The following is a 23,493-nucleotide window of genomic DNA, read 5'->3' on the forward strand; positions in this document are numbered from 1 at the left end:
AAATGCGACATACATGGCGGTGGTTCGGGCCGGTGGACCGGGTGAGTGTCCAGGACGCGGCGCAGGCCGGCGCGCAAGGGATTGTCACCGCGCTGCATCACATCCCGACCGGGGACGTCTGGCCGGTGGGCGAGATCGAGAAGCGCCAGCAGGAGGTTCGCGACGGCGGCTTGGAATGGGAGGTGGTGGAGAGCGTTCCTGTATCCGAAAGCATCAAGACGCAGACGGGCCCCTGGCGAGAGCATCTCGCCAACTGGCAGGAGACGCTGCGCCGCCTTTCGGCGGCAGGCATCCGGACCGTCTGCTACAATTTCATGCCGGTGCTCGACTGGACGCGCACCGATCTGCGCTGGACCGCCCGTCACGGCGCCAAGGCCATGCGCTTTGACCGGATCGACTTTGTCGCCTTCGACCTTTATCTGCTGCAGCGTACGGGGGCGGCCGAAGACTACGACGCGGAGACGCGGGAGGCGGCGGAACGGCGCTTTCGCGCGATGACCGAGGAGCGCCGGCTTGGCCTCTCCCGCAACATCGGCGCCGGGCTTCCGGGCTCAGCCGACGGTTACAGCCTGCCGCAGCTTCGCGAGCACTTGCAGACCTATGCCGGCATCGGCCGCGACGCGCTGCAACGCCACCTCGTCGAATTCCTTGCCGAAGTGACGCCGGTCGCCGAACGGGTCGGCATCAATATCTGCGCCCATCCGGACGATCCGCCGTGGCCGCTGCTCGGTTTGCCGCGCATTCTTTCGACCGCCGAGGACTATGCCTTCATGCTCAAGCAGGTCGACAGCCCGGCGAACGGTGTCACCTTCTGCACCGGTTCGCTCGGGGCCCGCGCCGAGAACGATCTGTCGGCGATGGTGCGCCAGTTCGCGCCGCGCATCCATTTCATTCATCTGCGCAATGTTCGCCGGGAGGAGGAGCGGACGCCGTGCTCGTTCTACGAGGACGAGCACCTGGAGGGAGACACCGACATGGTGGCGGTGATCGCCGAACTGCTTACCGAGGAGAAGCGCCGGCGTGCCGCCGGACGGGCGGATCACCAGATCCCGATGCGGCCCGATCATGGCCAGGAGATTCTCGACGATCTCACCCGCGGCGCCCAGCCCGGCTACCCGGCGATCGGCCGGCTGAAGGGGCTCGCGGAACTGCGCGGCATCGAACGCGCCCTGTCACACGTCACCTTTGGGCTGCGCGGATGACGGAATGGCGGCCTGGCTGATCGGCCGCCTGCCGAATAGCCGTTTGATACCGTCGGCGAGGCTCTCCATGTAGAGATAGATCACCGGCGTCACGAACAGCGTTAGCGGCTGCGAGACGAGCAGGCCGCCGACGACGGCGACGCCGAGCGGCTGGCGCAGTTCTGCGCTGGCACCGCTGCCGAGCGCGATCGGCAGCGTCCCCATGAGAGCGGCGAGGGATGTCATCAGAATCGGCCGGAACCGCATCAGGCACGCCCGGTGGATCGCCTCTTCGGCGGGCAGACCCTCGCGCTGCATCGAGAGCGCCACGTCGATCATCATGATCGCATTCTTTTTGACGATGCCGATCAGCATCAACAGCCCGATGACCGCGATGATCGACAGGTCGAAGCCGCCAAGGCTGACCGCGACAAGCGCTCCGGAAGCGGCCGACGGCAGACCGGACAGGATCGTGAGGGGATGAATGAAGCTCTCGTAGAGAATGCCGAGCACGATATAGATCGTCAGGATCGCGCCGAGGATCAGCCAGGACTGGTTGGAGACCGCATCCTGGAAAAGCTGTGCCGTGCCGTAGAAGCGGGTGGTCACATCCGGCGGCATGCCGATCTCAGCCTTCAGGCGACCGATCTCGTCGACGCTGTTGCCGAGCGCCACACCGGTCGGCAGGTTGTAGGAGATCGTCACCGCCGGCAATTGTCCGAGCTGGTTGACCGTCAGCGGCCCGGGGACCGTATCGACGCGCGCGAAGGCGCCGAGCGGGACCAGCTTGTTGTCTGCGGTCGGCACCTGCAGTTCGGCTAGCGTGGCGGCGGACCAGCTTCTTGCCGGATCAATCTCCATGATGACCTCGTAGCTGTCGCCGGAGGTGTAGAGGGTCGAGATCTGTTCCGAGCCGAAGCCGCCATAGAGCGTCGAGCGCAGCACGTCCGTCGAGACGCCGAGTGCGGCCGCCTTGTCGCGGTCGATGACGAGGCGCGCCTGCGGGGAATTGTTCTCGAGGTCGGTGCTCACATCGGTGAAGAAGGCGCGGTCGTCGCGCATCGCTTCCGTCAGCTTGTCGGCCCACGCGTTCATGGCGCTCTGGTCGAGGCCTTGGACGACGAGCTGATATTGGCTGGCGGAGCTGCGCGCGCCGACAGAGAGGTTCTGCACCGGCGTAATGTAGGCTTTGATGCCAGCGATGTCGGCAAGTGCCACGCGCAATTCGGAAAGCACCTGAGGCAGTGCCGGTCGCTCACGCTTCGGCTTCAGTTCGACGAACAGCCTTCCCGAATTCAGGGCCGACGATCCGGCCCCGCCAGAGCCGATCGAGCTTGCCACATGCGCGACGTAAGGCGAGCGCGCGAAGACATCTTCGACCTTGGCCTGCAGCGCCGACATGGCGGCGAAGGAGATATCCGTCCGCGCCTGCGTGGTGACCTGAAGCTGGCCGATATCCTCCTGCGGGAAGAACCCTTTCGGCGTCGCGCCGACCTGATAGACCGTCACGCCGATGCTCGCCAGGAACAGGACGAGGACCGCAAATCGGGCGCGGATGCACAGCGTCAGCAGCCGCTCGTAGCCGCGTACCAGTGTTTCGAAACCGCGCTCCAGCCACGCGTCGAGGCCATGCCTGTCGTCCGCGTCGCCGGATTTATCGGGCAGGCGCGCCGCCAGCATCGGCGTCAGTGTCAGGGAGACGAAAGCCGAGGCGAGGATCGAAATGGTGACGACGACGGCGAACTCGTTGAAGATCTTGCCGATCACCCCGCCCATCAACAGAACCGGCATGAAGACCGCGACCAGCGACAGCGAAATTGCGATGATGGTGAAGCCGATTTCGCGCGAGGCGGCGATCGCCGCCTGGAAGGCGCTCTCTCCCGTCTCCTCGATATGCCGGACGATATTCTCCAGCATGACGATCGCATCGTCGACGACGAGGCCGACCGCGAGCGTCAGTGCCATCAGCGAGATGTTGTCGATCGAAAAGCCGAGCGCATACATCACCGCGAAGGTGGCGATGATCGAGATCGGCACGGCCAGCGCCGGAATGAGCGTCGCCCACAGGCGCCGCACGAAGATGAAGATCACCAGGATCACCAAGCCGATCGTCAGGCCCAGCGTGAATTCGACGTCGTCGACGGCACCGCGCACGGAGACGGAGCGGTCATTGAGCGTTTCGAGCGATGCTCCGCCCGGCAGGGACTGGCGGAAGGTCGGCAGCATCGCCTTGACCTTGTCTACGACGGCCACCGTGTTGGCGTCCGGCTGGCGCTGGATGGCGAGGATGATCGCCCGCGAACCGTCATGCCAGCTCGCAGTCTGGGTGTTGGCGACCGAGTCGATCACCTTTGTCACGTCGCCAAGTCGAACTGCCTTGCCGTCCGCAGCCTTGATGATCACCTTTGAGAATGCGGCAGCATTCTCCAATTGCGTGTCGGCGACGATGGTCATCTGCCGCCCGGTCGACTGCACCGTGCCGAGCGGCGAATTGTCGTTTGCCGCAGCGATCGCGGTCTGCAACTCAGCGAGCGAGATGCCGCGCGCGGCAAGGGCGTCGGGATCGATCTCGATGCGCACGGCAAATTGCTGGCTGCCGAAGATCGAGACTTCCGCGACGCCTTCGAGGGTCGAAAGCGACGGCGAGATCACCTGCTGGGCAAAGGCATCGAGCTTGGTGAGCGGCACCGTATCGCTCTTCAAGGCGAGGAGCAGCACGGGCGCATCGGCCGGATTGACCTTGCGAAAGCTCGGCGGGGAGGGCATGTCCTGCGGCAGGGTTCGCAGCGTGCGGGTAATCGCCGCCTGGACATCGGCAGCGGCCGCATCGATATCGCGGTCGAGCGCGAACTGGATGGAGATCGAGGTCGCGCCGAGGGAATTGTTGGTCGAAATGCTATCGATCCCGGCAATGGTGTCGAATTGCTTGATGAGCGGGGTTGCAACGGAGGTCGCCATCGTCTCGGGCGAGGCGCCCGGCAGCGACGCGGAGACGTTGATGACCGGAAAGTCGGTCCGTGGCAGCGCCGCAACGGGCAGCGCCGCATAGGCAAAGAGACCGGCAAAGACGAGCGCCAGCGACATCAACAGCGTTGCGACCGGTCGGCGAATGCAGAACTCGGAAATCAACATGACCGTTTTCCATTGCTACCGGACGACGCGCGCCTTGTCGCCGGCCTTGAGATGCAACTGACCCTCGGTCACGACACGGTCGCCAGGGGAGAGGCCAGAGCTGATAGCGGCGTTCTGCCCGTCATTGGCGGCGACGACGACCGGACGGAGTTCGACCGTATCGTCGGCGTTCAGTCGGTAGACGAAATTCCCTTTCTGGCCGGCCTGGACGGCGACGGCGGGAATGACTGGCGTCTTCGAAAGCGTCGTTTGCTCGATATCGACATCGACATACTGGCCCGGCCAGAGCTTCTCTTCGGCATTGTCGAACCTGGCGCGCATCAGCACCGTCCCGGTCGCCGTATCGACGGCGGAATCGATGAAGTCGAGGACGCCGGTGCCGATGACCTCCCGGGTGCCGCTGAGCCGTGCCGTGACACGAGGCGGAACGCCCGAACTGAGTCGGCCCTTGAAGGCTTGCAAGTGGACCTCGGGCAAATGGAAGGAGACTTCAATGGGGTCGATGGCGGTAATGCTGACGAGGCTCGTACCCGAGGTGCTGTTGCCGACGAGATCGCCGATCGTCACCTGCACCTCACCGAGGCGGCCGCCGATCGGGGCGCGAATGCGCGTCAGGTCGATCGACACCTTGTCCGCTTCCACCGCCGCCTGGTCAGCCGCGACGGTGGCCTTGGCGGATTGCTGCGCCGAGAGCGCACTGTCATAGGCCTGCTGCGTGCCGGTTTTATCGTCGCGCAGCGTCCGGGCCCGGTCGAGCTCGATCGCGGCATCGGCCAGCAGCGCCGAGTCCTTCGCCAATATCGCTTCGTCACGGCTGAGGTCGGCCTGCAGGGCGCGGTCGTCGAGCGAAAACAGGAGGTCGCCTGCCTTGACCATCTGGCCGTCTTTGACGTGAATGCCGACGATCTGGCTGGATATGCGCGCGTTAACTTCGACGGTCTCTGGGGCCTGGACATTGGCGAAGGTGCTGATGAGGACGGGAAAGTCTTGCTGCTCGACTTGCGCGACCTGGACTGCGGTGGCCTGAGAACCGGCGCCATGGGTTGCCTTGCCGGTTCTCCCAGTCTCGCCGTCCGTGTGTGCGTCGGCGACCGAACCGAACAGCGCGACGCCGGACACTTTCGTGACGAGCGGCGCAATGGCCATGCCGGTAAGCATGGAGCCCAAAGCAATCGCAACGATGACGACCCGGCTGGACATCGGACGCGCTCCTTGTAAGAGCATCGGGGCCGCGCGGGCCACCGGTGGTGCAACCAGCATCTAGAAGAAGCGGGGGTCACGTCCAGTGTTATTTCAATAGGTTACGAAGATTTAATCCGGCCCGAGAGGAGGTCGACGAGTTCGGAGCCGGCCATAACTTCGATCTTGCGCTCATTGGGCCGATTGGCTTCGATCTCCAGCTTCTGCGCGGCGCGACGCAAGTGCTGCCATTCCTTTTCGAAACGCAGGAACGCTTCCGTCGACATGAACCTTGACTGCATATCATCTCCTCACGCTGCCGTCTTGAAACACGCAGGCGCAACTTTCGTTCCCGAGCCATCTTGGGATTGCCGCGGATCATTGCTGACGAATGCCGCAGGTGCATGGCTGCCGCAGTTCCGGATCAAAAATGTATGTCGCCCAAAATTGTTCAGCAGTTTTGGGATGCCGACATGCACAAAAGCAAAAACCTGAAGCGCGCCGCGTGAATACGTTTGAACGCGACGCGCTTTAGGTGAACCGCGCAGCTGCTGATCGGTTATGCGGCGGGGTCCACCTATCGCCCCTCGAACTGGAGAGGCCGCCGCGCAGCGGACTGCGAAATCGGCGGCCTCAGGCAGTACGCCTCAGAACCGATTCCACTCCTCGAGCGGCCACCCGTCAAGGTTTAGCGATTACTTAATTCGAGCTACAAGTTACATCGGACGGACAGGAAAAGATGTCCGGAGAACCTTGCTGCCTCGCCGGCTAAGGGCAAGGCGCACCATCGTTAGATGGATTGCAAGGTCCAGGACGTGGCGGCCAGAACGAGGCCGACCGTCAGCACAATGCCGATCCCGTATTTCATCATCTTCATGCGGCGCGTGCGTTCGCCGGTCCAGTCGTAGCTCATCATGCGCTCCGAGCGATATTGCGCTTCGAAACCGAAAATTGAACCGAATTTGTTAACAAAAAGGAAACCAAAGCTTTTCTGAGCCGTCTGCCCCGTCGATGGCGGCGAAACGTCAGGTTCCTACAGTTCGCTTGGGCAGAAATAAGTATAAATTTAATAAAACGTTCTGGTGGCTGCTGATTAAGTAGATCAATTGTAGCCTGACGACAGCTTCTCTCTTCTTCTACCTTCGGCATGGCTCCTTTTGAATAATTTACCATCATTGGAGAAACCGTGCGCGGGTTAACGCTTGCTCTCGGCATTCGGTCTATACACTCAGCTCGGGTTGCGGGCTTCAGAGTGATTTTCAAATGTGTGGTTTCAGCGGCTATTTTGGCTCGATACGAGACGGCAGGGCGCTTCTCGAAACGATGACGGCCGCGATCGCGCATCGGGGGCCGGACGAGCAGGGCATTTTCACCGCTCCCGAAGCCGGTCTCGGCCATGTGCGGCTCTCCATCGTCGGGCTCGGCGACGGCCAGCAGCCGATGTCGGATGCTAGCGGCGAACTGACGATCGCCTTCAACGGCGAAATCTTCAACTATGTGGAGCTGAGGGACGAGCTTCGCGCCAGGGGGCGCCGTTTCCGCACCTCGAGCGACACCGAGGTCATCCTCCACCTCTATGATGAGATGGGCGAGGCGTGCGTCTCGCTGCTCAATGGCGATTTCGCCTTCGCGATCTGGGATGCTCGCCGCCGCCGGATGATGCTGGCGCGCGATCGCATGGGGGTGCGCCCGCTCTTCTACACTGCGCATGGCGGTACATTCTATCTCGCCTCCGAGATCAAGGCGCTCCTGAAGGTGCCGGGCATCTCGGCGGAGATCGATCCGATCGCGCTCGACCAGATCTTCACCCTCTGGGCGCCGATCGCGCCCCGCACGCCTTTCCGCAATATTCTCGAACTCGAACCCGCCCACCTGATGGTCGTCGACGAGCGTAGCGTCACGACGCGGCCCTATTGGCAGCTTCAATATCCGGACCGGGATCGGCCGGGCGGCATCGACGAAAGGACCGCTGCCGAGGAACTGCGTGCTCTCTTGACCGACGCGACCCGCATCCGCATGCGGGCCGACGTACCCGTCGGCGCCTATCTCTCCGGCGGGCTCGATTCATCGGTCGTCTCGGCGCTGGCGGCCGGCATGGCACCGCAGGGGCTCCGGACCTTCTCCGTGACCTTCGACAGCGCCGAGCATGACGAAAGCGCTTTCCAGCTGGAAATGGCCGCGGCTCTCGGGACTGATCACAAGGCGATCGCCTGTCGCGAGGGCGAAATCGCAAGGGTCTTTCCGGACGTGATCCGCTTCACCGAAAGACCGATCATCCGTACCGCCCCGGCGCCGCTTTACCAATTGTCCGGGTTGGTGCGGGAGGCCGGCCTCAAGGTCGTGCTGACCGGCGAAGGGGCCGACGAGGTATTCGCGGGCTACGACATCTTCAAGGAAGCCCGGGTGCGTCGTTTCTGCGGGCGGCAGCCGGGCTCGCGCATCAGGCCGCATCTCTTCCGCAAACTCTACCCCTATCTGCCGGGCCTCAAGCAGCAATCGGCGGAATATCTCGCCGCCTTCTTCGGCGCCGGCGACGAGCGGCTCGACGATCCGCTCTTTTCGCATCGGCCGCGCTTCAAGGGAACGGCGGCGACGAAACTGTTCTTCTCCGCCGAACTGCGCGCGCAATTGAAGGATTACGATGCCGCGGCCGAGCTTGTCGGCCGGCTGCCACTGGATTTCGGTCGATGGCACCCGCTGCACCAGGCGCAATATCTCGAAAGCCGCTTTCTGTTGCCCGGCTACATCCTCTCCAGCCAGGGCGACCGCATGGCGATGGCCCACGGGATCGAGGGCCGCTTCCCCTTCCTCGACCATAGGCTTGTCGAATTCGCCGCGACGCTGCCGCCGGAGGTGAAGCTCAGGGGTCTGACGGAAAAGCATATCCTGCGCGAGGCGACGAAGGACCTGTTGCCGCCTGCGATCGGCAGGCGAGTGAAGCAGCCCTACCGCGCGCCCGACAGCCACTCCTTCAGCGGCCCCGGCGCACTCGACTACGTTCGCGGCGCCTTCAGCACGGAAGCGATCGCCGCCGGCGGCCTCTTCAATGCCGGGGCGGTGGCGAAGCTCTACGAAAAGTGCCGCTCGCGCCCGGCCTCGGGCTTCCGCGACAACGCCGCTTTCGTCGGCATTCTGTCGACGCAGTTATGGCTGCAGACATTCACGGGGACTGGCATCCGCAAGGCGGAAGCGGCCTGAAACAAAAAACAGGGAAAGGAAACCACATGACGCAGACGATCAAGGAGAAGGTAAAGACCTTCATCATCGAGAATTTCCTCTTCGGCGATACCTCCTACGACCTCGCCGATACCGCCTCGCTGATCGAGAACGACATCGTCGATTCGACCGGCGTCCTGGAACTCGTCGCCTTTATCGAGGACCAGTTCGGAATCGCGATGGCGGATGCCGACATCGTCCCGGCGAACCTCGATTCGCTGGCGCGCATCTCGGCCTTCATCGAGGCAAAAGCAGTGCCGGTCACGGCGTGAGCGGCGGCGGCGCGGGGGCACGACGAAGATGAGGTTCGAGCAATTCCTTATCAGGAACGCCGCGGCCCACGGGGCAAAGACGGCGCTCATCACCGATCGGAAGCGGTTGAGCTACAGGGAACTGGACGATCTTTCGTCGCGTCTTGCCGCCGCGCTCGCCGCAAGCGGCGTGAATGCCAACGACCGTGTTCTGGTCTTCATGGACAATTGCTGGGAAGCGGCCGTGGCGATCTTCGCGATCCTCAAGGCCGGCGCGACCTTCACCCCGATCAACGCCTCCACCAAGGCCGACAAGCTCGCCTATATCATCGCCGATTGCGAGGCGGCGGCGATCCTGACGCAGGCGAAGCTGATGTCGGTCGTCACCGAGGCGCGTGCGTTTTCTGCCGCCAGGCCGCTTTTCGTCGCCTCGACCGCGGCTGTCGGCGGCCGCACGCCGGACGGGGCGGCCTCCCTTGAGGAGTGCCTGCAGGCCGAGCCCTTGCGCGTGCTTCACGGCGGCATAGACGTCGATCTTGCCATGCTGATCTACACGTCCGGTTCGACAGGCCGTCCCAAGGGCGTGATGATGACGCACCGCAATATCGATGCGGCGTCGGAATCGATCACCACCTATCTTCGCAACACGCCGGATGACATCATCCTCAACGTCCTGCCGCTCGCCTTCGACTACGGCCTTTATCAGCTGCTGATGGCAATCCGGCTCGGCGCCACGCTCGTCCTCGAAAAGTCCTTCGCCTTTCCGCAGGCGATCTTCGAGCGGATCCGCGCCGAAGGCGTCACCGGCTTCCCGCTGGTTCCGACAATGGCCGCGATGATCCTGCAGATGCGCGACCTCCAGCCCGGCTTCCTGCCGAGCCTTCGCTACCTCTCCAATACCGCCGCGGCTTTGCCGCCGGCGCATATCGCCCGCCTGCGCGAGCTCTTTCCGCAGGCCCGGCTCTATTCCATGTACGGACTGACGGAGTGCAAGCGCTGCACCTACCTGCCGCCGGACGAGCTCGACCGCCGGCCCGGTTCGGTCGGTATCGCGATTCCGAACACCGAAGCCTTCGTGGTCGACGACGAAGGCCAGCGCGTGCCGCCGGGCGTTCCAGGTGAACTGGTGATCCGCGGGCCCCACGTCATGCAAGGCTATTGGCGCAACGAGGCAGCCACCGAACGCATGCTGCGCCCGGGTCCGAACCCGTGGGAAAAGGTGCTCTATACCGGCGACCTCTTCCGCACCGACGATGAGGGCTTCCTCTATTTCGTCGGCCGCAAGGACGACATCATCAAGACGCGCGGCGAGAAGGTGGCGCCGAAGGAGGTCGAGACCGTCCTGCACGCCCATCCGGGGATCGCTGAAGCGGTCGTCATCGGCGTGCCTGACCCGGTGCTCGGGGCTTTGATCGGCGCTCTCGTCGTCCGCTCCGACGCGGCGCTCACCGAGAAGGACATCATCCGCCACTGCGCCCGTCACCTCGAGGATTTCATGGTGCCGAAGGTGGTCGAATTCCGCACCGAGCTGCCGAAGACGGACACGGGCAAGGTGAGCCGCAGGCTGGCGGCCGAGACATTGGAGGCAGCAGAATGAACATCCGCCCCGATCAGGAGACGTTCGTCTTCTCCGCCGATAGCTTGAAGATAGACGACGCCGCGGAAAGCGAGCGCATCGTCGCGGGCTTGCGCGCGCAACTGCGCGGCATGCGCAAGCGCGGGCTGGTGCTCGGCCTTTCGGGAGGCATCGACTCGAGCGTTTCTGTCGCGCTCGCCGTACGCGCCGTCGGCGCCAAGAACGTCTTCTGCCTGTTCATGCCGGAAAACGATTCCGATCCGGAAAGCCTCCGGCTCGGGCGGCTGGTGGCCGAGACCTTCGGCGTCGAAGCGGTCGTCGAGGATATCGGGCCGACGCTTGCGGCGATGGGCTGCTATGCCCGCCGCGACGCCTTCATCCGGGAACTCGTGCCGGATTACGGGCCGGGCTGGGCGTCGAAAATCGTCATCGCCAATGCGCTCGAGGGCGAAGGCTACAACATTTCCTCGCTGGTGGTTCAGGACCCCGAGGGGAAGCGGACGAAGCTGCGCATGCCGCCATCGGTCTACCTCGGCATCGTCGCGGCCACCAACATGAAGCAGCGCACCCGCAAGCAGCTCGAATATTACCACGCCGACCGGCTGAATTTCGCCGTGCTCGGCACCCCGAACCGGCTCGAATACGACCAGGGATTCTTCGTCAAGAACGGCGATGGTGCGGCCGACGTCAAGCCGATCGCGCACCTCTACAAGTCGCAGGTTTATGCACTTGCCGCCTATCTCGGCGTTCCCGAGGAAATCCGCCGCCGGCCGCCGACCACCGATACCTATTCGCTCGAGCAGACGCAGGAGGAGTTCTATTTCTCGCTTCCCTACGACCGGATGGATCTTTGTCTCTACGGCCTCAACAGCGGCTTCGCCGCCGAAGCGGTCGGTCGCGCTGCGAATCTTTCGGCGGCGCAGGTCGAACGCGTCTGGGCGGACATTGCCGCCAAGCGCAAGGCGACTCGCTATTTGCATCTCGGGCCGCAGCTCGTGCAGCCGGTCGCCGAAATCGGCGAATGATCTGAGTACGCGGGTATTCGCTGCAACGCTGCCGCGTGACCTTGTAGCGGACTGAATAGCCCCCTCTGGCCTGCCGGCCATCTCCCCCACAGGGGGGGAGACCGCATGGGGCACACTCAGCGCGCCCTAAAAACCTCTCATTTCCAGGCCTTTCTGTTGGAGCGGTCAGGGTCCCCGCACATATTCTCCTTCCTTGTGGAGAGAGGTAACTGCCCGCAACTACCGCTTGCGACACTTTCGCAATGGCCCGCTGACGCTCGTCATCCCGTTAACTTCCGGGCCAACTTCTCGTCCCTGATCGACCCTCTGACCCCATAATTTCCGTGCCGCCGGAGCCGTCTCTCCAGCCCCGGGCAGGGTAGGGGAATTAACCATTTGTTAACCGTGACTCGCCTACATCTTGGGCAACGAAAAATTAACGTAGATGACCAAAGTGCTAACAGACACCCGCTCGATCCGCATCAAGGGCCGCTCGTTCCTGGCACTGGTGCTTTCACCGGAGCCACCGCTCGACGCCTGGCTCACCCGCCTCGATGATTTGGCCTCGCGCTCCGCCGGGTTTTTCCTGGGGCGACCGGTCGTTCTCGACGTCGCCGACCTCGAAATCGACCGGGCTGAGCTCAAGAAGCTGATCGACGAACTCGGCAAGCGCAATGTTCGGATCATGGGCATCGAAGGCGGCCGCCCGTCGCTCTTCGAGCCCGGCATGCCGCCGGCCATGAAGGGCGGCCGCCCGGCTCCGGACATCGAAATTCCGGCCGAGGCGAGCGTTGAATCACCCGGTGCTGCGCCGGCCGCGGCCACGGCGCCGAGCCTCCAGGTGGAGCCGCCAGCGCCGCGCGCGATCTCGTCGATCGTCATCCGCGAGCCGGTGCGCTCCGGACAGTCGGTGATCTTCCCGGAAGGCGACGTCACCGTGGTCGGATCGGTCGCCTCGGGTGCGGAAATCATCGCCGGGGGCTCGGTGCATGTCTACGGGACGCTGAGGGGTCGGGCGCTCGCTGGCTCGGTGGGCAACGCTTCGGCGCGCATCTTCTGCCGCCGGCTCGAAGCGGAGCTCTTGGCAATCGATGGCGTCTACAAGACGGCGGAAGACATGGCCCCCAATCTTCGCGGACAGGCGGTTCAGCTCTGGCTGGAAGGCGATTCGATCATGGCAGAGAGACTTAACTGAGCCGATGACCGGCCAGCATACAGGAGCGGGAAGATGGCGAAAGTAATCGTTGTTACATCGGGTAAGGGTGGCGTCGGCAAGACGACATCAACCGCCGCGCTTGGCGCGGCCTTGGCACAGAGGAACGAGAAAACGGTCGTGGTCGATTTCGACGTCGGCCTGCGCAATCTCGACCTCGTCATGGGCGCCGAGCGGCGGGTCGTCTACGACCTCGTTAATGTCATCCAGGGCGACGCCAAGCTGCCGCAGGCGCTGATCCGCGACAAGCGGCTCGAGACGCTCTTCCTGCTGCCGGCCTCGCAAACCCGGGACAAGGACAGCCTGACGCCGGAGGGTGTCGAGAAGGTGATGGGCGAGCTCAAGAAGCATTTCGACTGGATCATCTGCGACAGCCCGGCCGGCATCGAGCGCGGCGCGACGCTTGCGATGCGGCATGCTGACATCGCCGTCATCGTTACCAACCCGGAAGTCTCGTCTGTGCGCGACTCAGATCGCATCATCGGCCTCCTCGACGCCAAGACCGAACGGGCCGAGCGCGGCGAGCGGGTCGAAAAGCACCTGCTGCTGACCCGCTATGATCAGGTGCGCGCTGAGCGCGGCGACATGCTGAAGGTCGACGATGTGCTCGAGATCCTGTCGATCCCGCTGGTCGGCATCGTGCCGGAAAGCACTGATGTCCTCAAGGCTTCCAACCTCGGCGCACCGGTTACGCTTGCTGACAGCCGGAGCGCCCCGGCGCTCGCATATCTCGACGCCGCACGCCGGATTGCCGGGGAAACGGTGCCGATGACCATTCCGGGCGAGAAGCGCGGGTTCCTCGGTAAATTGTTCGGACGGAGGGCAGCATGAGCATATTCCGTTTCTTCAGCAAACAGACCTCGGCGCCGACGGCGCGCGAGCGTCTGCAGGTCCTGCTTGCGCATGAACGCGCCTCGGTCGGGCACTCGGATCTAGTGGCGAAGCTTCGCGAAGAGATCCTCGCCGTCATCGCCAAGCATGTGCAGGTGGACGGCGACAAGGTCACCGTCAAGATGGACCGCGGCGAGAACGTCTCGACGCTGGAAGTCGATATTGAAATCCCGCTGAACGCGGTGCGCGCGGCCTGAAGCGGCCGCGCGATCTTTACTAACCGTCGAAGGAGCCGCCGATCAGGCGGCTCCAATGCTCTCCGGCAAGGCCATTGACGAAGCCCCGCGCGTGGCGGAAGGCGTCGACGAGTTCCTCGTCGCGGGAATGGACGACGGTCGAGGCAGCGTGGACGAAGCCGATGCGGCGGCCCATCATCGCTTCGAGGAGCGCCGGCTGGGTGCGGCCGCGCAGGGCTGAGGCGCCCCGGGCCGCGGCATGATCGATCAGGCAGTCCAGGACGGCACCGGCTTGGCCGGGCATGGCGAGCAGTTGCAGGACGCGGGCGGTCCCGCCCGGCTTCATGTGGTAGAAGAACGCCCCCACCGGCGCGCCGGAGCGCGTCTTGACGGCGCCGAAGAGCGGCTCGCCGAATTCTGGCTTTTCCGTTGCGTCCCTCAGAATGTGGCCGAACTGGCCTTCGGTCCAGGCGGGCTGCACGGCAAAGTGTCTGGTCAAAGGTGCGAAGAGCTCGGCAAAGGACCCGGCATCGATATCGGCGGCCTGAAGCGTTGCCGGCAGACCGGCGTCTTTCGGAACCGCCGACCAACGCAGATCGCCGCGCGCCATCTTTCCGCGAAAGCGCTCGTCGAAGACCCGCGCCAAGGGACGAAGCGCGCGAACCGGCCTGATCCGGCCGGAAAGAAGCTCAACCGCGAAACTCGCGGGACGAAGGACGCGGACCCAGTCGAGGCTGTATTGTGGCAGCACGATGCCGCGCAGCTTTGTCCACATTTGCGTCGAGACTTCGCTTGCCGTCTCGCTGAAGGAGAGATCCTGCGGTCCGGCCAGGAAGGCCTTCAGGAGCCGGGCGCCGGCCATCGGGTCGCTCTCGCGCCCTTCGACCATCAGTGCGCCGCAGACGGCGGCGCGCAGCTGCCGGCCCTTGTAACTCATCGGCAGCGCGTTGACCCCGACGAAGCCGGAGATGCGACCGCCGTCACGGACGTGGACGAGAGGCGCGACCTCGGGGTCACAGCCCGGAGCCTCCAGATAAAGGCGGCGGAGATAGTCGACGAGCGCCGGCGGCGGAGATTGGTCGCCGTTGCGGAAGATCTTTTGAAAGAGTCCGGCAACGGCCGGGATGTCGGCGGTGGTGAGCGGACGAATGTCGCTCATCGCGCCGATCCCTCCTCCAGCCTGCGCACGATGGCGACCCGCGGCTTGCCTTGCGCGTCGTCGGCGAAGCTTACGGCTTCATAGGCCTTGGTCCGCGCGATGAGGGCTGCGGCCTGCCGATCCTGCCCCTCGCCGAACTCGAAAAGGAGCCAACCGCCCGGTTTCAGGAAGGCGGCGGCATCGCGGATCAGCCGCTGGTGGATGGAAATCCCATAAGGACCGCCGTCGAAGGCCTCGCGCGGCTCGCTCTCGAGGAGATGCGCGCTGTCGCCGGCGAGACGTGCCGTCGAAATATAGGGTGGATTGCAGACGATCATGTCGACCCCGCCTTCGAGGCCGGCTCCGTCAAGAGCGGCAAAGAGGTCGCCCTGGCGGATCACCACGCGCTCTTGCAGCGACAGGCGCTCGGCATTCCGGCGGGCGAGTGCAACGGTGCTGTCGGTCAGATCCGCCCCCCAGACCCGCGCCAGCGGAACGGCAGCGGCGATCCCGAGGGCGAGATTGCCGGAGCCGCAGCACATGTCGATGACCGTCACCGGTTCCGTCGGGCCGCCAAGCCGCGCAACGGCGTTCCGGCCGAGCAACTCCGTCTCCTCCCGCGGCACGAGAACGTCGGGCGCGAGTTCGAGTTCGATGTCCATGAAGCGGACGAGGCGAGGCGAACGGCTGGCCGCCGTCCCGGCGCCGGGAATGTTGTCGCGCTGCAGCACGAACGCTCCTTTTGTGGTGGGATGGTTATCAGGTACCGCGCAGACTAGCGCATTCGGGTAAACGGAAGCTGAAATACAATTGATTGGCGTATGTTAACCGCCCAATCATCTCTGCTCTCTAGTCTGCACCTTGGAACCGGCGGATGGATCGCGGCAAGGGACGGCCTTTGCGGATGTCGAATCCAGTGGCGCAAGATCGACAGGGCAGGTCGGATGTCTTCGGAAGGCTTAACGGAATCGCGCGGCTACAAGCCTTTCCTGCCGATGATCCTGTCCTATGTGGCGTCCGGCGGCAGTCTCGTTCTCGGTTCGGCGGCGCAACTGGTCACCTTCGCGATCCTGGCGCGCTTTCTCGGCGTCGACGAGTTCAGCGTCTTCGTCGCCATCACCGCCGTCGCTAGCATCGCCGTTCATCTGTGCGGACTGGGCGCCATGGAATCCCTCGTGCGGCGGGTCGCGCGGGATCGCGCGATCTATCCCAAGATGCTCGGCCACAATATCCTGCTCACGGCCGCGAGCGGCCTCGTCCTCGTGCTTGCCGGCGCCGTGACGCTGCCGTTCTTCTTTGCGCTTTCAGCCGATGCGGTCACCAATTTCCTGGTGATCGCGCTGATGCTCGTCACCAACATCGTCCTCGTCCGGATCATCGTTCTTGCCGAGCAGATCTTCATCGCCCATTCCGATTTCGCCTCGGCCAACAAGGTGGTGGTCGGCTTTGCCGCGGCGCGCACCGCGGCGGCGGCGCTCGCATGCCTGGTCTTCAGCGTGTCGACGGTGGCCTCGTGGGCCGTTTGGCAATTCGTCTGCCACGTTCTGGTCGCCGTGGCCTGTCTCCGGGCGATCAAGGCGCTGGGCAAACCGCGCTTCCGCATCGTGCGGGAGGAACTGCCGCAGGGTCTCTATTTCAGCATTCCGTTCATCCTGCGTGCCTTGCGGCAGAACGCCGACCTCCTCGTGCTCAGCCTCGTCACCACCGCCGAGATCGTCTCGAGCTATAGCGTCGCACGGCGAATGCTCGAGAGCAGCTTCCTGTCCGTCGAGGCGCTGAACCGCCTGATCTATCCGGGCTCGGCACGGATGACGACATCGGGACTGCACCACGCCTTGCAGCGGGTGCTGCGTGTCCTTGCCGCCGCAACGGTCATCAGCCTGGCAGCGGCGCTGACCGTCTTCCTCCTGGCGCCCGTGCTGCCCTACCTGTTCGGACACGAATATGTCTCTCTCGTCGACTTCGTGTGCGGTCTCGCATGGGTCGTCGTGCCGCTCGCCGTCTGGTCGGTCGCGGTGGAAGCGCTGGGCGCCTCCGGCTACCACGCCGCCCGCGCCACCGTCATGGGACTTGGAAGCATCGTCGGGGCCGGGATCGCTGCGGCGGCAAGCTGGTACGCCCCGCCTACCGGCACCTTCGTCTCCTTCTATGTCATCGAGATCGCCATGGTCGTCGCCGCATGGAGCGTCTTCCTTCGCCTCGTGCGCCGCGACCGGGAGCGTGCAGCTCGCGAATTTCAGGCGGAATCAGCGTATGGGAATTGAGTTGCGGAAGATTGTGCCGCATCCGCCGAGCATCGCGGAACCGCCGTGCCCGGCCGGCACGCGGACGATGAAACGTACCGATATCCCGACGATAGGGCGATTGTTCAGCAAAGTCTTCCGCAGCCGTGACGGCGCGGCGGGCCAGGATCTGTGTCGTTATATTGAGGCCGTTTTCTTCGGAAGCCCGTTCTATGCCCCTGAGCAGGGCAGCATCGTGCACGAGAACGGCAACGGCGACATCGACAGCGCCATTCTTTCCCTGCCGATGGAATTCGATGCCAAAGGCCGCCGGCTCATGGCGCGCCTTCTCTGCGCCTTCATGGTCGACGGCAAGGCCGGCGCGGCCGGCGCGGCGCGTCTTGCGCGCAGCGTGCGCGCGGCACGCCAGGATCTCTGCTTTTCCGACAGTTCCTCTCCCGTCAGCGCAGACCACTGCGTTGCCGGCGGGGGTGTCATCCTGCCGATCCAGAGCCTCGAATGGCAACGCTTCTTGCGGCCGCTCGCTGCGGCTGCCGTTCTCGCCGGCCGACGCATTCCGATCCTCAGGGCGCCCCTCGTGGTCGCAGCACTGCGGCTGATCGATGGAGCCACTCGCCGTCTGAGCCCTTCGTCGAAGCCCCCACGGATGCCGGGATGCCGGGTGCAGACGGCAAGTCCGTGTGAATTCCTCCGTTGCGCCGCACCGATGCTCGAGCGGTTTTCGCTTCGCCCGGCCTGGTCGAAATCCGAGTTCGACTGGCTCGTCACCGTCGCCTCGATGAACGAGAACCTCGGGGCGCTTCAGTGCCGGAAGGTCCTGCGCGAAGACGGCCGCACGATTGGGGCTTTCCTGTTCTTCGGAAGACCCAAAGGCATGGCCAGCGTACTGAACGTGATCTGCGACGAAGGCCGCGAAGCCGATGTCACCGCGGCGATGTTCGCTTGCCTCGACGCGGAAGGTTATGCGGTTGCGACCGGCATGGCGCAGCCGTTCCTGATGAACGCGATTTCGCGCCAGCGGTGGTTGTGCTTCCGCCACCGGGGCTATTTCTGCATTGTCACCCGGCGTGCCGACATCAGGGAAGCGGTGCTCAGCGGCGACATCTATATCGGCGGCCTCGCGTCGGAAAGCTGGAGCCGGTTGCTGACCGATTTCTGAGACCGCAAAAGTTACCGGCCGCATGCAAGTCTTAACCGAATATTCACCCTGCACTCCTAATTCTTGACGGGAGATCTTGCAACGCAGGGCAGTGCTCTTCGGTGGCTTCAAGGGCATGCGTGGGGAAAAGACGGATGTATCGGCGGAGCGAGCCGTTAGAGCAAGGATTGCGCCTGGAGACGCGTAGCCCCGGGCGTAGCGGCGGCTCGCTGCTGGACCTTGTTCCGGTCGTGGGCGAGGAAACCCGGGTAAAGCCCGGTGAGCAGGAGGTTTCCGCCCCGACGGTGCGGCAGGATGTTTCGCCGCCAGCGCCGACGGCAAAGCCCAATGCGCCGACGGTCGGCGCCTATTTTCCGCAACTTCACACGCTCGGCAGCGTCGGCATAGACCACTTCATCCTGTGGTTGCGTGACGGGATGAGGTGGATCGTCCTTGCGCTCGTCCTTTGCGTCGCCGCCGCCTTCATCTTTGCGGTTACGGCGACACCGCGCTACACCGTCTATACCGACCTGGTGGTGGACCCCTCCAACCTCAACGTCGTCAGCGACGACGTCTTTACCAGCAACCCACAGCGCGACGCCCAACTGCTGGAGGTCGAGAGCAAGCTCAGAATCCTGACGTCGCGAAACGTTCTGAAGCGGGTCATCGACAAACTGCAACTGACGAACGACCAGGAGTTCGTCAAGTCGTCGCCACTTGCGTTGCTGATGGCTTTGTTCTCATCCGGAGACAGCAAGGCCGACAAGGAATTGACGGCCATTCGGGCTCTGTCTGAAAGGGTCGAGGCGCGCCGCGAGGAGCGCTCCTTCGTGGTCGTCCTCGAGGTTTGGAGCGAGGAGCCGGAAAAGGCTGTCGTCCTTTCCGACGCGATTGTCGAGGCCTTCGAGGCGGAGCTTTTCCAATCGGCTGCTGAAAGCGCCGGCCGGGTGGCTCAGAACCTCAATGCCCGGCTCGATGAATTGCGCCGCAACGTGACCGAGGCGGAAAAGAAGGTCGAGGATTTCCGGCGCGCGAACGGCCTGCTGTCGGCCAATGGCGAACTGGTCAGCAACCAGCTCTCGAGCGAGCTCAATACCCAGGTTCTCGAGGCCCAGCAGCGCTTGATCCAGGCCGAGACACGTTACAAGCAGATGAGTGCGGCGATTGCGCAGGGACAGACGACCAGCGCCTCGGTCTTCGAGTCCACCGACATGACGAACCTGCGCCAGCAGTATAACGCCCTGCAGCAGCAGATCGGCTCGATGCAGCTCACCTATGGCGAAAGGCATCCCCGTCTTGCCGCGGCACGCTCCGAGCGCGCCACGCTCGAAGCCGGCATCAACCAGGAAGCGCGCCGCATAGCCGAGCGCGCCAAGGCAGATTTCGATCGCGAACGCTCGGCGCTCGGGGCCCTGAGGGCAAAGGCCGACGACGAGCAGTCGAATGTCTTCACCGACAACGAGGCGCAGGTCCACCTTCGCGACCTGGAGCGGGATGCGCGCACCAAGGCGGCGATCTACGAAACCCATCTGGCGCGTGCCCAACAGATCACCGAGCGCCAGCAGATCGACACCACCAATATCCGCGTCATTTCGCGCGCCATGCCGCCGAATTCGCGCAGTTGGCCGCCGCGGACCTCGATCCTGCTCATCGGCGGCGCCGTGGCCGGTGTCGCCGCAGGTGTCGCACTCGCGCTGGGGCTCGGCCTCTGGGGATATGTCCGCGGTTCGCGGCCGGCGGCCGGATAGGGAGCCGGGCAATGACCACCGCCGCCTATGCGGAGACCAGTGCGCCGGACATCGTCAGGGTGCGCGTCGGCGCCTTCCTCTTCATGGCGATGTTTCTCTTTCTCTGGGTATCGATCACGCCCTATGTCGATCTGACAGGTGAGGCGATCCTCGATCCTTCCGCCGGCAACTCCAACCGTTTGAACCAAATCCTGGCGCTGCTGCTCTCTGCCGGCATACTCGGCTACGGGCTGCTGCATCCGATGCGCGATATCATCCTGCAGCCGCGCCTCCTTCTCGCCATTCTCTACTTCTGGTTCCTGCTCGTCTCGTTGGTCTCCGCGCATCCGATGCTCGGCATCAAGGGCATCGTTCTCTCGACGATTATGACGGTGAATGCCAGCATCTATCTGCTGCTCCCCGCCTCGGAGCGTCACTTCGCCAAGATGCTGGGGATCGGCAGCCTGATCATGCTGGGGTTCGCCTACTACGGCATTCTCTTCAAGCCGACGCTCGCCATCCATCAGGCGTCCGAACTGCGCGAGCCGATGAACGCCGGACTGTGGCGCGGTCACTTCCCGCACAAGAACAGCGCGGCCTCCGCGATGGTGCTCGCCGCCTTCTTCGGGCTGTTCGTCGCGAGTGCCTGGTCGCGCATAACGGGTCTCGCGATATTCGCGTTGTCTTTCCTCTTCCTCGTCAACACAGGCGGGAAAACCTCGACGGCGATGCTGCCGGCAATCCTGATGCTCGGCTGGCTTTTCGAAAAAATGCGGCCGCTGCGTGGTCTGATCGTCGTTGGCGGCGTCGGCCTGTTCAACCTCTTCGCCGTCGGTTCGGCGGTCTTCAGGCCGCTCGGAGAGTTCATCAGCGGTCTTGGCATCGACGCGACATTCACCAACCGCTCCGACATCTGGCGGTTCGCCTTCTCGGCGCTCGCCGAGCGGCCGCTGACGGGTTATGGCTTCCGGGCGTTCTGGCAGACGGAGGAGCTGGTTTACAGCGGCGGCTCGGTCGAGACCTGGGCGGTCGCCGCTGCAAACGGACACAATTCCTATCTCGACATTGCCTTGACGACGGGATTTCCGGGGCTGCTGCTGACGCTCGTCTGGCTTGTCCTGCTGCCGCTTCGCGACATTTCGCGCATTGCACCCGACCGCGAGAAAGCGCCTCTGACGCGGCTCTACATCCGCATCTGGCTCTACACGATTTTCCACGCCGGCCTGGAAACCCTTTTCTTCGAGGGCGGAAGCTTTGTCTGGTTCACTTTCGTCTTCGCCCTTTACGGACTGCACCTGCAATCGAGCGCCGTACTGGCGAAAGGTGCCGTCCCGGAAAAAAGAAAGCGTGTCGCTCATGCGTGATGTTCAGGAAAAGATCGGCGGGCTCGTCGACCGGCTGGCCAACCGGGCGATCTGGCGCCTCGCCAGGATGCGGCGGGAAATCAAAACGGAGACACCGCTCGTCTCCTTCACCTTCGACGACGTGCCCGACAGCGCGCTTTACGAGGGGGCGCGGATTCTCGAGCGGTACGATGCGCGGGGCACCTTCTATATCGCCGGCGGGCTGGCGGGACGGGTGGAAAACGACCGGACGCTGATCACGCCGGAAGGATGCGCGGAGTTGTTCGTGCGCGGGCACGAGATCGGCTGCCACACCTTTGCGCATCGCAGAGTTCGCAGCGCCGGCGGCCTTGCCGCCGACCTCGAGCGCAATGCGGACTACCTGAAGAGCGTCGGGGTCGCGTCGCCGGCGCGGAACTTCGCCTTCCCCTATAACGCCGCCTGGCCGCTGGCTCGCCCCGAGCTGCGCCGTCGGTATCGATCCTGCCGCGCCGGCGGCGAGGCCATCAACCGGGGGCCTATAGATCCGCTGATGCTCAAGGCCGTCGAAATCCGCCAGCCGGAGCAGCATGCTGAGACGCTGACCGGATGGATCGACGCGCTCGTCAATGAGCCCGGCTGGCTGATCTTTTTCACGCATGACATCGCACCGCGTCCGACGCCCTATGGCTGCACGCCGGCGACCTTCGACCGTCTCGTCCGCTATTCCGTCGATAGAGGCTGTTGCGTGCTGCCGGTCGATGAGGCGCTTGACCGGTTCAATTGGTAGGAGGCTGCGATGCCTGAGCATGACATAGCCGGGAAGCGCCTGCTGGCGATCAACAATTACTTTTATCGCCGCGGCGGAGCCGAGGCGGTGTTCTTCGATCACATGAGTATGTTCGGGGAGATAGGCTGGGACGTCATACCCTTCGCCATGCGCCACGATCTGAACGAGCAAACGCCATGGTCGGACCATTTCGTCTCCGAGATTGAATACGGCCGGAAGACGGGCCTGCTGCGCAAGGCGGTTCAAGCGGCGAGCGTCATCTATTCGCTCGAAGCCCAGCGCAACATCCGCCGGCTGATCGACCGGAGCCGCCCCTCAATCGCGCATGCCCACAATGTCTACCACCATCTGTCGCCAGCGATTTTCTCCACCTTGAAATCCGCAGGCATCCCTGTAGTCATGACGGTGCACGACCTCAAGCTCGCCTGCCCCTCCTACAAGATGCTGCGCGACGGCAAGGTCTGCGAAGACTGTCGCGGCGGGAAAATCTACAACGTGCTGCGCCATCGCTGCGTCAAGGACTCCGTTCCGTTGAGCGCCGTCGTGCTGGCGGAAACGATGCTGCACCGTCTGCTCGGCCTTTATCGCGACAAGGTGGATCGGCTCGTCGTGCCGAGCCGCTTCTACCTGGAAAAACTCGCCGAATGGGGCTGGCCGCGCGAGAAGATGGTCCACATAGCCAATTTCGTCGATGTTTCCAGCTTTCGCACCGATTGGCAGGAGGGCGACTATTTTGTCTTCGCCGGTCGCCTGGCGCCGGAAAAGGGGCTGGCGACGCTGATCAGGGCGATCGCCCTTTCGGGGGAGCGGCTGATCATTGCCGGAACCGGGCCGGAGGAGGCGAACCTCCGCCACCTTGCGGCCGAACTCGGCGCCGACGTCACCTTCGCCGGTTATCTCTCCGGCGAGAAGCTGCACCGCCTCATCGGCCAATCCCGCGCCCTCGTGCTTCCTTCGGAATGGTACGAGAATGCGCCGATCAGCCTTCTCGAGACCTATGCGCTGCAGCGCCCGGTCATCGGCGCGGCGATCGGCGGGATTCCGGAGATGGTCAGGGAAGGCGAGACGGGGCTGCTTGCCGCCTCCGGAAGGCCGGAAGACCTTGCAAGGGCCCTCAGCGAAATGGCGGCGCTTTCGCCTCACGCACGCGGACGCATGGGAGCGGAGGGCCGATCCTGGATCTCCAGAGAATTCTCGGCCGCGGCCTATCGGGCAAGAACCCTCGACCTCTACGCGTCGCTCGGCGTGGCATAGGGGTTGGGAACGCTGGTAAGACCCAGCGTCCAGTTTTCGGCCGGTTTCCTAAAACTTTAGCG

General features: G+C 63.9%; 20 protein-coding genes. 14 read left to right on the plus strand and 6 right to left on the minus strand.

The features are described from left to right. The first annotated feature begins 2 nt into the window (after positions 1-2). Entirely contained in the window at positions 3-1,202 is a 1,200-nt protein-coding gene (gene uxuA, locus ATC00_RS24395) for a mannonate dehydratase (RefSeq protein ID WP_064254730.1), read from the plus strand. Here uxuA and ATC00_RS24400 read toward each other — a convergent pair. From ATC00_RS24400 to ATC00_RS33880, 4 genes are all read right to left on the minus strand, one after another. Next, a complete protein-coding gene (locus ATC00_RS24400) occupies positions 1,173-4,313 on the minus strand; it encodes an efflux RND transporter permease subunit (protein WP_064254731.1) in 3,141 nt (1,046 codons plus the stop codon). The two genes, uxuA and ATC00_RS24400, sit on opposite strands and share 30 nt — an antisense overlap. Before the next feature lie 15 nt (positions 4,314-4,328). Then, positions 4,329-5,513: an efflux RND transporter periplasmic adaptor subunit gene (locus ATC00_RS24405; protein WP_064254732.1), complete on the minus strand. Its 1,185-nt coding sequence runs from the start codon at positions 5,511-5,513 to the stop codon at positions 4,329-4,331. Positions 5,514-5,614: 101 nt separating this feature from the next. Continuing rightward, positions 5,615-5,794: a hypothetical protein gene (locus ATC00_RS24410; RefSeq protein WP_064254733.1), complete on the minus strand. Its 180-nt coding sequence runs from the start codon at positions 5,792-5,794 to the stop codon at positions 5,615-5,617. Between the two features lie 488 nt (positions 5,795-6,282). Further along, entirely contained in the window at positions 6,283-6,405 is a 123-nt protein-coding gene (locus ATC00_RS33880; RefSeq protein ID WP_082912542.1) for a hypothetical protein, read from the minus strand. A 350-nt stretch (positions 6,406-6,755) separates the two neighbouring features. Here ATC00_RS33880 and asnB point away from each other — a divergent pair, with 350 nt between their 5' ends. The 7 genes from asnB (at position 6,756) to minE (ending at position 13,840) form a co-directional block, all read left to right on the plus strand. Beyond that, positions 6,756-8,690 carry an asparagine synthase (glutamine-hydrolyzing) gene (gene asnB / locus ATC00_RS24415; RefSeq protein ID WP_064254734.1) on the plus strand — a complete coding sequence of 645 codons (1,935 nt, stop codon included), beginning with the start codon at positions 6,756-6,758 and terminating at the stop codon, positions 8,688-8,690. 26 nt (positions 8,691-8,716) lie between these two features. Continuing rightward, positions 8,717-8,980, plus strand: a complete 264-nt coding sequence (locus tag ATC00_RS24420) for an acyl carrier protein (protein ID WP_064254735.1) — start codon at positions 8,717-8,719, stop codon at positions 8,978-8,980. A gap of 28 nt (positions 8,981-9,008) precedes the next feature. Beyond that, entirely contained in the window at positions 9,009-10,556 is a 1,548-nt protein-coding gene (locus ATC00_RS24425) for a class I adenylate-forming enzyme family protein (protein ID WP_064254736.1), read from the plus strand. Next, positions 10,553-11,560, plus strand: coding sequence for an NAD(+) synthase (nadE, locus tag ATC00_RS24430; protein WP_064254737.1), 1,008 nt, complete (start codon positions 10,553-10,555; stop codon positions 11,558-11,560). Before ATC00_RS24425 ends, nadE begins: the two co-directional genes overlap by 4 nt. Positions 11,561-11,984: 424 nt before the next feature. Beyond that, positions 11,985-12,734 carry a septum site-determining protein MinC gene (gene minC / locus ATC00_RS24435; RefSeq protein ID WP_037380624.1) on the plus strand — a complete coding sequence of 250 codons (750 nt, stop codon included), beginning with the start codon at positions 11,985-11,987 and terminating at the stop codon, positions 12,732-12,734. A gap of 33 nt (positions 12,735-12,767) precedes the next feature. Further along, the gene (gene minD / locus ATC00_RS24440) at positions 12,768-13,583 is read left to right on the plus strand and encodes a septum site-determining protein MinD (RefSeq protein ID WP_064254738.1); all 816 of its coding nucleotides are present in this window, start codon (positions 12,768-12,770) and stop codon (positions 13,581-13,583) included. Beyond that, entirely contained in the window at positions 13,580-13,840 is a 261-nt protein-coding gene (minE, locus tag ATC00_RS24445; protein ID WP_037380620.1) for a cell division topological specificity factor MinE, read from the plus strand. Before minD ends, minE begins: the two co-directional genes overlap by 4 nt. Positions 13,841-13,859: 19 nt before the next feature. On the opposite strand, the gene ATC00_RS24450 is transcribed toward minE, so the two are convergent. Both ATC00_RS24450 and ATC00_RS24455 read right to left on the minus strand, forming a co-directional pair. Then, a complete protein-coding gene (locus ATC00_RS24450; protein ID WP_064254739.1) occupies positions 13,860-14,978 on the minus strand; it encodes a hypothetical protein in 1,119 nt (372 codons plus the stop codon). Beyond that, positions 14,975-15,688 (minus strand): N5-glutamine methyltransferase family protein, encoded by a 714-nt coding sequence (locus tag ATC00_RS24455; protein WP_064254740.1) that lies wholly within the window; start codon positions 15,686-15,688, stop codon positions 14,975-14,977. Before ATC00_RS24455 ends, ATC00_RS24450 begins: the two co-directional genes overlap by 4 nt. Positions 15,689-15,901: 213 nt before the next feature. On the opposite strand from ATC00_RS24455, the gene ATC00_RS24460 reads away from it, so the two are divergent. The 6 genes from ATC00_RS24460 (at position 15,902) to ATC00_RS24485 (ending at position 23,431) form a co-directional block, all read left to right on the plus strand. Continuing rightward, complete coding sequence (locus ATC00_RS24460) at positions 15,902-17,221, plus strand: lipopolysaccharide biosynthesis protein (RefSeq protein WP_064254741.1); 1,320 nt, start codon at positions 15,902-15,904, stop codon at positions 17,219-17,221. Continuing rightward, on the plus strand, positions 17,211-18,359 hold the full coding sequence (locus ATC00_RS24465) for a hypothetical protein (protein ID WP_064254742.1): 1,149 nt from the start codon (positions 17,211-17,213) through the stop codon (positions 18,357-18,359). Before ATC00_RS24460 ends, ATC00_RS24465 begins: the two co-directional genes overlap by 11 nt. A 134-nt stretch (positions 18,360-18,493) precedes the next feature. Further along, complete coding sequence (locus tag ATC00_RS24470) at positions 18,494-20,086, plus strand: GumC family protein (RefSeq protein ID WP_064254743.1); 1,593 nt, start codon at positions 18,494-18,496, stop codon at positions 20,084-20,086. Between the two features lie 11 nt (positions 20,087-20,097). Next, complete coding sequence (locus ATC00_RS24475; RefSeq protein WP_064254744.1) at positions 20,098-21,429, plus strand: O-antigen ligase family protein; 1,332 nt, start codon at positions 20,098-20,100, stop codon at positions 21,427-21,429. Next, positions 21,422-22,177 carry a polysaccharide deacetylase family protein gene (locus ATC00_RS24480; protein WP_064254745.1) on the plus strand — a complete coding sequence of 252 codons (756 nt, stop codon included), beginning with the start codon at positions 21,422-21,424 and terminating at the stop codon, positions 22,175-22,177. The genes ATC00_RS24475 and ATC00_RS24480 overlap by 8 nt, the downstream gene beginning before the upstream one ends. A gap of 24 nt (positions 22,178-22,201) precedes the next feature. Beyond that, on the plus strand, positions 22,202-23,431 hold the full coding sequence (locus ATC00_RS24485; RefSeq protein WP_064254950.1) for a glycosyltransferase family 4 protein: 1,230 nt from the start codon (positions 22,202-22,204) through the stop codon (positions 23,429-23,431). Positions 23,432-23,493 lie beyond the last annotated feature (62 nt).

The organism is Sinorhizobium americanum (genome assembly GCF_001651855.1).
Lineage (GTDB): Bacteria > Pseudomonadota > Alphaproteobacteria > Rhizobiales > Rhizobiaceae > Sinorhizobium > Sinorhizobium americanum.